The sequence below is a fragment of the uncultured Campylobacter sp. genome, assembly GCF_938015785.1.
Lineage (GTDB): Bacteria > Campylobacterota > Campylobacteria > Campylobacterales > Campylobacteraceae > Campylobacter_B.
In genome coordinates this window covers 22,516-28,515 of sequence record NZ_CALLWC010000019.1, presented here as the reverse complement: position 1 = coordinate 28,515, position 6,000 = coordinate 22,516, and the positions used below count along the sequence as shown (strand labels likewise).

At 46.2% G+C, this 6,000-nt stretch carries 6 protein-coding genes; 2 read left to right on the top strand and 4 right to left on the bottom strand.

The genetic code is table 11. The annotated features are described in order from the left end of the window. Positions 1-22: 22 nt before the first annotated feature. The 4 genes from Q0393_RS02690 to ppk2 form a co-directional block, all read right to left on the bottom strand. Positions 23-199: a hypothetical protein gene (locus tag Q0393_RS02690; RefSeq protein WP_298977699.1), complete on the bottom strand. Its 177-nt coding sequence runs from the start codon at positions 197-199 to the stop codon at positions 23-25. 890 nt (positions 200-1,089) lie between these two features. Continuing rightward, positions 1,090-1,224, bottom strand: coding sequence for a hypothetical protein (locus Q0393_RS02685; protein WP_005869088.1), 135 nt, complete (start codon positions 1,222-1,224; stop codon positions 1,090-1,092). A gap of 1 nt (position 1,225) precedes the next feature. Continuing rightward, a complete protein-coding gene (locus tag Q0393_RS02680) occupies positions 1,226-1,471 on the bottom strand; it encodes a helix-turn-helix transcriptional regulator (RefSeq protein WP_040303199.1) in 246 nt (81 codons plus the stop codon). 698 nt (positions 1,472-2,169) lie between these two features. Further along, positions 2,170-3,072 carry a polyphosphate kinase 2 gene (gene ppk2, locus Q0393_RS02675; RefSeq protein WP_297881392.1) on the bottom strand — a complete coding sequence of 301 codons (903 nt, stop codon included), beginning with the start codon at positions 3,070-3,072 and terminating at the stop codon, positions 2,170-2,172. Positions 3,073-3,180: 108 nt separating this feature from the next. On the opposite strand from ppk2, the gene dsbD reads away from it, so the two are divergent. Then, entirely contained in the window at positions 3,181-5,151 is a 1,971-nt protein-coding gene (gene dsbD, locus Q0393_RS02670) for a protein-disulfide reductase DsbD (RefSeq protein WP_298977695.1), read from the top strand. Between the two features lie 48 nt (positions 5,152-5,199). Continuing rightward, positions 5,200-5,778 (top strand): imidazoleglycerol-phosphate dehydratase HisB, encoded by a 579-nt coding sequence (hisB, locus tag Q0393_RS02665; protein ID WP_298977693.1) that lies wholly within the window; start codon positions 5,200-5,202, stop codon positions 5,776-5,778. The last annotated feature ends 222 nt before the right edge of the window (positions 5,779-6,000 follow it).

Sequence of the window (6,000 nt, the reverse complement as noted above, 5' to 3'; positions counted from 1 at the left end):
CTGAACTTCGCCCTGCTTGTTTTTAGTAGAATTCCATCCCGTTGGGAATTGAAACCCCTGCTTGCCTGAACTTCGCCCTGCTTGTTTTTAGTAGAATTCCATCCCGTTGGGAATTGAAACCCCTGCTTGCCTGAACTTCGCCCTGCTTGTTTTTAGTAGAATTCCATCCCGTTGGGAATTGAAACTCGATCCCCCACATCTACGCACTCCTTAAGGAGCGTAGAATTCCATCCCGTTGGGAATTGAAACGCTTTTTGCCTACGTATTTATTGACGCGCGTATCATGTAGAATTCCATCCTGTTGGGAATTGAAACGGGTTTGAGCCGTGCGAGGATTTACGCCGAGCGTTAGGTAGAATTCCATCCCGTTGAGAATTGAAACTTCTACCACTGCATTTTATAGCGTCCCGCAGGAATGTGGAATAATTCTATCCTTTGGGAATTGAAATGCATAAATGGGCTTATTGCACGATTTGCGTAGGCGATAGAATTCTTCTTATTGAAATCAAAACGGATTTACGCCATACACTTTTTGCGGCAGGAATGGGTAGAATTCTCATCTCGCTATAAAATTTAAAAAGATTAGTTGTGGCTGGGATAAGATACAGCATGGGGCACTTATGCGAAATTCATTCGGTTTCAATTCACCTACTAAATATGTTAAATTTATGGGTTACGAATGAGATTTTGGAGTTACTCACAAATTAAAATTTTAACGAACTGTATATTTGCCACAATATAAATAGATTTAAATGCAACTGATTTAATAGCAAATTCAAAATATTGGTAAAAATGCACGCTATGGATCTTAAAAGCTAATTTAAAGTAAGAATTCCGCATTAATTTCAATTAAATTTACGCTACAAATTTAAGATCATGAGCCAAAGTATAGAATTTAAAATTAAATTAGATGATGCCAAAGAGGCAGAAAGATGGAAAAAATTTTATAAAGCAGAATTTGGTAGCATCCTCTGAAACTGCAAAACAAAGAATATCGGCGTGGTCGTCATAAAAAGGAAAAATCATCTAAATTTAATGGATACTACCGCCTTTGCCACATAAAGTATAATAAATAAATGCCTCCGCCAGTTATTTTTTAAAATTTTTAAAAAATTTCTTCAAAAGCGCCTTGTAAAAGATCGCGAATTTCGACTCTTTTTTCTCATAAATCACGCGAAAGACGCCCTGCAGATCCAGCTTTTCTTGCAAAGTAATGTTTTGCACTCTACTCTCCTATAAGTTTTTTTATCTTATGCAGCACAAACGCAGCGTCGTCGCTATCGAGCTCGCACAACATCTGGCATATCGCGGTCGCGGCTTGCGGCTTGGTCGTGCCCAAGCGCCAGTCCTGATACGTCCGCATCGACACGCCTAACCTCTGCGCCATCGCGGCGTGCGAGATCTTTTTGCCGTTATTTTTGGCTTCGACGGCATTGTGCAAAATGTTGAATATATCGCTCGTTTCTAACATATGAAAATTATACAAATTTATTCGTTAATTATACATAAAATCGTATAAAATGAATAAAAATCGTGTTATTCATAAGTAAAAATAGCAAAATACTTCGTTTATCCGTATGAATTATACAGAATACTGCATAAAATAAACATAAAATTTTATAAAATTTCGCATATTATGCCGTAAAGATAAACCGACTTGCACAAACAAGCATCTTACAGAACGGCACATTAAATTTTAAAATGGGGATAGATGAAATTTTACACATCGAAGCTTTTGGGGTTTGATTTTTTTTGATCGGCTCTGGTAGCAATTACAAACAAGATGGAATTTTACCCTATGCCGAGCCATATCTGCCGGCACAAAGAGCGTTTCAATTCCTAATGGAATAGAATTCTACGGAAAGGCGGTGAATGCGGGATATGTGAGTTTCGCATTTCAATTCCCGTTGGGAATTGAAACTATGGGCGACAGCCGCAGAGAAAAGCAAGCGACGAGGTAGAATTCTATTCCATTAGGAATTGAAACGTGATATACTTCATCACGTAGCCCGTGGCGTTGTGTAGAATTCCATCCCATTAGATAGAATTTCAAAGAATCTTGAGGTGCACAATCATAGAATTTAATGCGTTTCTATATATTAGGAAATAAATCCCTAATGAAGCAATTCCTAGCAAGCCTCCCTAGCGAGTAATCTTCATTGGCAAGATTTAACCCTTTTTCTTATCCTTCTTGTTCTTGCGAGAGGGGCTTTCCAGCTTGCGCCAAGCCTCGCTTTTTTGGCTATCCTCCATTAGCACTATCTCCCTGGTGCCGTTTCGCACGAGGTTTGGATCCACCGCAAGCTCCTTTGCATCGATCTTTTCGGGATAGTCTATGCGTGAGAGGATGCAGCGAAAGGCGTTTAGCCGCGCGATCTTTTTGTCGTTGCTATCTAGGATCGTCCACGGCGCAAACTCGGTATTTGAAGCGAGCAGCATCGAGTATTTTGCGAGCGTGTATTGATTCCACAGCTCCTGCGATCTCGCATCCACCGGCGAGAGTTTGTATTGCTTCAGCGGGTCGGTACGGCGCGATTCGAAGCGCCTTTTTTGCTCCTCTTTAGAAACTGAAAAGTAAAATTTAAACAAAATTATCCCCGCACTTACCAAAAGCTCCTCAAATTTAGGCACTTGGCGCAGGAAATCTTTATGCTCGGCGTGAGTGCAAAAGCCCATCACCGGCTCGACCATCGCGCGGTTATACCAGCTGCGGTCAAATATCGTGATCTCGCCGCCGCTGGGTAGGTGCGCGACGTAGCGCTGGAAGTACCACTGCGTCTTTTCGACGTTGCTCGGCTTTTCGAGCGCCACGATGCGGCATCCGCGCGGGTTTAGATGCTCGGTTAAACGCTTGATCGTGCCGCCTTTGCCCGCCGCATCGCGCCCCTCCATCAAAATCAAAATTTTTAAGCCTTTTTCTTTTACGAATTTTTGCAGCTTCAAAAGCTCGATCTGGTATCTCTCAAGCAGCGTTTCGTAGTCTTTGAACGAGATTTTTTCATACTTTGAGCTTTTAAATTCTATCTCTTTCAGCGCTATTTCGCCAGTTTCGGTTTTGATCTCTTTGCTCATATTGCCTCCTAAAAATTTTAAGGAATTTTACAAAAAAGTTCTTTATATTACACTATAAATTCATACTTATTACGTTAGAATGTAGGAAAAAATTTCAAAGGATAAAATTTGATCAGATCACTTATTTTGGCAGCGCTTTTTCTTTTAGGTTTAGGCGCCGAGCCCCTGAAACCCTCCGATGCGTTCAAGCTTAACGTGGCGGCGCAAAGCGATAGCGTAACGCTAAGCTTTGATATCGCGGACGGGGTCTATCTCTATCAAAACGAGATAAAAATTTTCATTGGCGGCGCAGAGGTAACGAATTTAATAAATTTGCCCGCCGCGACCGAATACAAGGATTATAAAATTTACGAGGGCAAATTTAGCATCGCCGTGCCTTTGGGCCTTGTGCTTGCAAATACCGCAGACAGCGATGATTTCGTGCTTAACGGCGATTTTTTGGGCTGCACGAAATCGGGCTTTTGCTACCAGCCGCAGCAGTTCGGTTTCAGCTTCAAGCGCGTGGTGGAGGGCTATCAGATCAGCAAAATTTCAAACTCCGAGCTGAAAAAATACCGAAGCGGCGGAAATTCCGCGCAGATTTCTGCCTCATACAGCGCACAGAGCGGGACTGTAAATTTTAAAAGCAATGCCGCAGCAGCGGGCGCAGGGACAGATTCCATGGCGGACTCTCACGTAGCGGGAAATTCCGCGGCAAGCTCGGCTGAAAACGCTGCTGTAAATTCCGATGAATCCTCCGCGCACAAAAACCCACGCGACGCAAATTCCATCTCCGAGCAGGATAAAATTTTAAACGTTCTTGGCAGCAAGAGCTTCATCGCCGCGATCGCGCTGTTTTTCGGCTACGGCGTGCTGCTCTCGCTAAGTCCTTGCGTCTATCCGCTCATCCCGATCCTCTCGTCGATCATCGTGGCGAAAACTTCCTCGAAGCCGAGCGCGAAAAAAAGCCTCGCCGTAAGTCTCGCGTATATTTTCGGGATGGCGAGCTCGTATGCGATTTTAGGGGCATTCGTGGCGGTTTTTGGGCAAAATTTACAGGGCCTGCTGCAAACTCCGCCCGCGCTGATCCTAACCTCGCTCATATTCGCCGCGCTCGCGTTTTCTATGTTTGGATTTTATGAGATCCGCTTGCCTGCGCGCTTTCAAAGCTTCTTAAATAGCAAAAGCGAAAATGCCGGCGGCCTGATCGGAGTTTTTTCGATGGGACTTATCTCGGCGCTCGTCGTATCGCCGTGCATCTCCGCTCCGCTTGCGGGCGCGCTTGTTTACATCGCGGGCAGCGGCGACGTTCTGCTGGGTGCGGCGGCTCTTTTTGCGCTCGGGCTCGGAAGCGGCGCGCTACTGCTTGTGGTGGGGCTCGGCGGCGCATTGCCTAGGCCCGGAGCTTGGATGGAGGCGGTACCTAAAATTTTCGGCTTTTTGCTGCTTTTTACGGCGGTGTGGATTTCGCGCACGCTCATTGGCGAAAATTTAAGCCTGCTGATTTACGCGGTTTTAGGCGCGATCTTCGCAGGATTTTTGGGGCTGTTTGACGGCGGCGCAGGCGGGATAAAGCGCGCTTTGGCTCTCGTAATCACGCTATATTCGGCGCTGCTACTCGCGGGCTTTGCCAGCGGCGCGAAAGATTTTTCCAGACCGCTTGGTAATCTAATCCCGCAAAACGCGAGATATTCCAGCGGCGGCTTGGGCGAGAGCTTGCAGGCGGGCGAAATTTCTAGCGCTAAAAATTTAAGCGACACGCATTTTTCGTTTGTGCACGATCTGGCGCAGTTGCGGGGCGAAATAGAAAATTCCAAAAAGCCCGTGATAGTGGACTTTTGGGCTAGCTGGTGTAAAAATTGCGAGCAGAGCGAGCGAGCGTTCGCAGATCCCGCTCTTGCTGGCGCTCTTGATAAATTTAGCCTTTTAAAGATCGATCTTAGCGAAGATAGCGAGCAAAACAGAGCGATAAAAGCGCATTTCAACGTATTCGGCCCGCCTACGATTCTGTTTTTTAAAGAGGGCGCCGAGATTGCGAACCTGCGCCAGATCGGCAGCGTAAATTCCGAAAAGCTAGCCAAAATTTTAACCGAAATTTAGTGAAATTTAGATAGATTTCAAACAAAATTTAGTTTTAAGGATTGCGCGATGATAAGCAAAAATAGGGCTACGAAAGAGACCAAAATCGAGCTTGAGCTGGAGCTTTATGGGCGCGGCGCGGCGCAGATACAAACGGGCATCGGTTTTTTCGATCATATGCTTAGCGCGTTTGCCAAGCACGCGTGGATCGATCTGAGCTTGCGCTGCGAGGGCGATTTGCAGGTCGATTTTCACCACAGCGTCGAGGACTGCGGCATCGTGCTCGGAAGCGCGATCAAAGAGGTGATCTATCCCGCGCAAAACATCGAGCGCTTCGGCGATAGCGTCCTCGTGATGGACGAGGCGGCGGTTTCTGCGGCGCTTGATTTTTCCAACCGCGCGTTTTTGGTATTTGATTGCCCGAGCCTAAAGCGCGGCAAGATCGGCGAATTTGACGCCGAGCTCGTGGAGGAGTTTTTCCGCGCTCTGGCTTTCAACGCAAATTTAACGCTGCATCTATGCCAGATCCGCGGCGAAAATCTACATCACGTCGCAGAGGCCGCGTTTAAGGCGCTTGCCGTCGCATTCCGTCGCGCGATAAGTATAAACGAGCGCGCCGGCGTGCCTAGCACCAAGGGCGTTTTATAACGGCAAATGCGCGCTAAATTTAGCAAAATTAGCAATTCGCGGTTTTGTAATTTTATCGGCGTTTGAAATTTTACTCTCGCCGCCGCTTGAAATTTGCAAAATTTCGCCCTTGTTCGGGCAAAGCGCGCCGCTTTTATTAAGACCGCTGGCGGTGAATTTGCGCCCGCCGCGAAAACCGCGAACTATGCTATATGAAATTTCGCACTGCCGGAGCGCTAAACC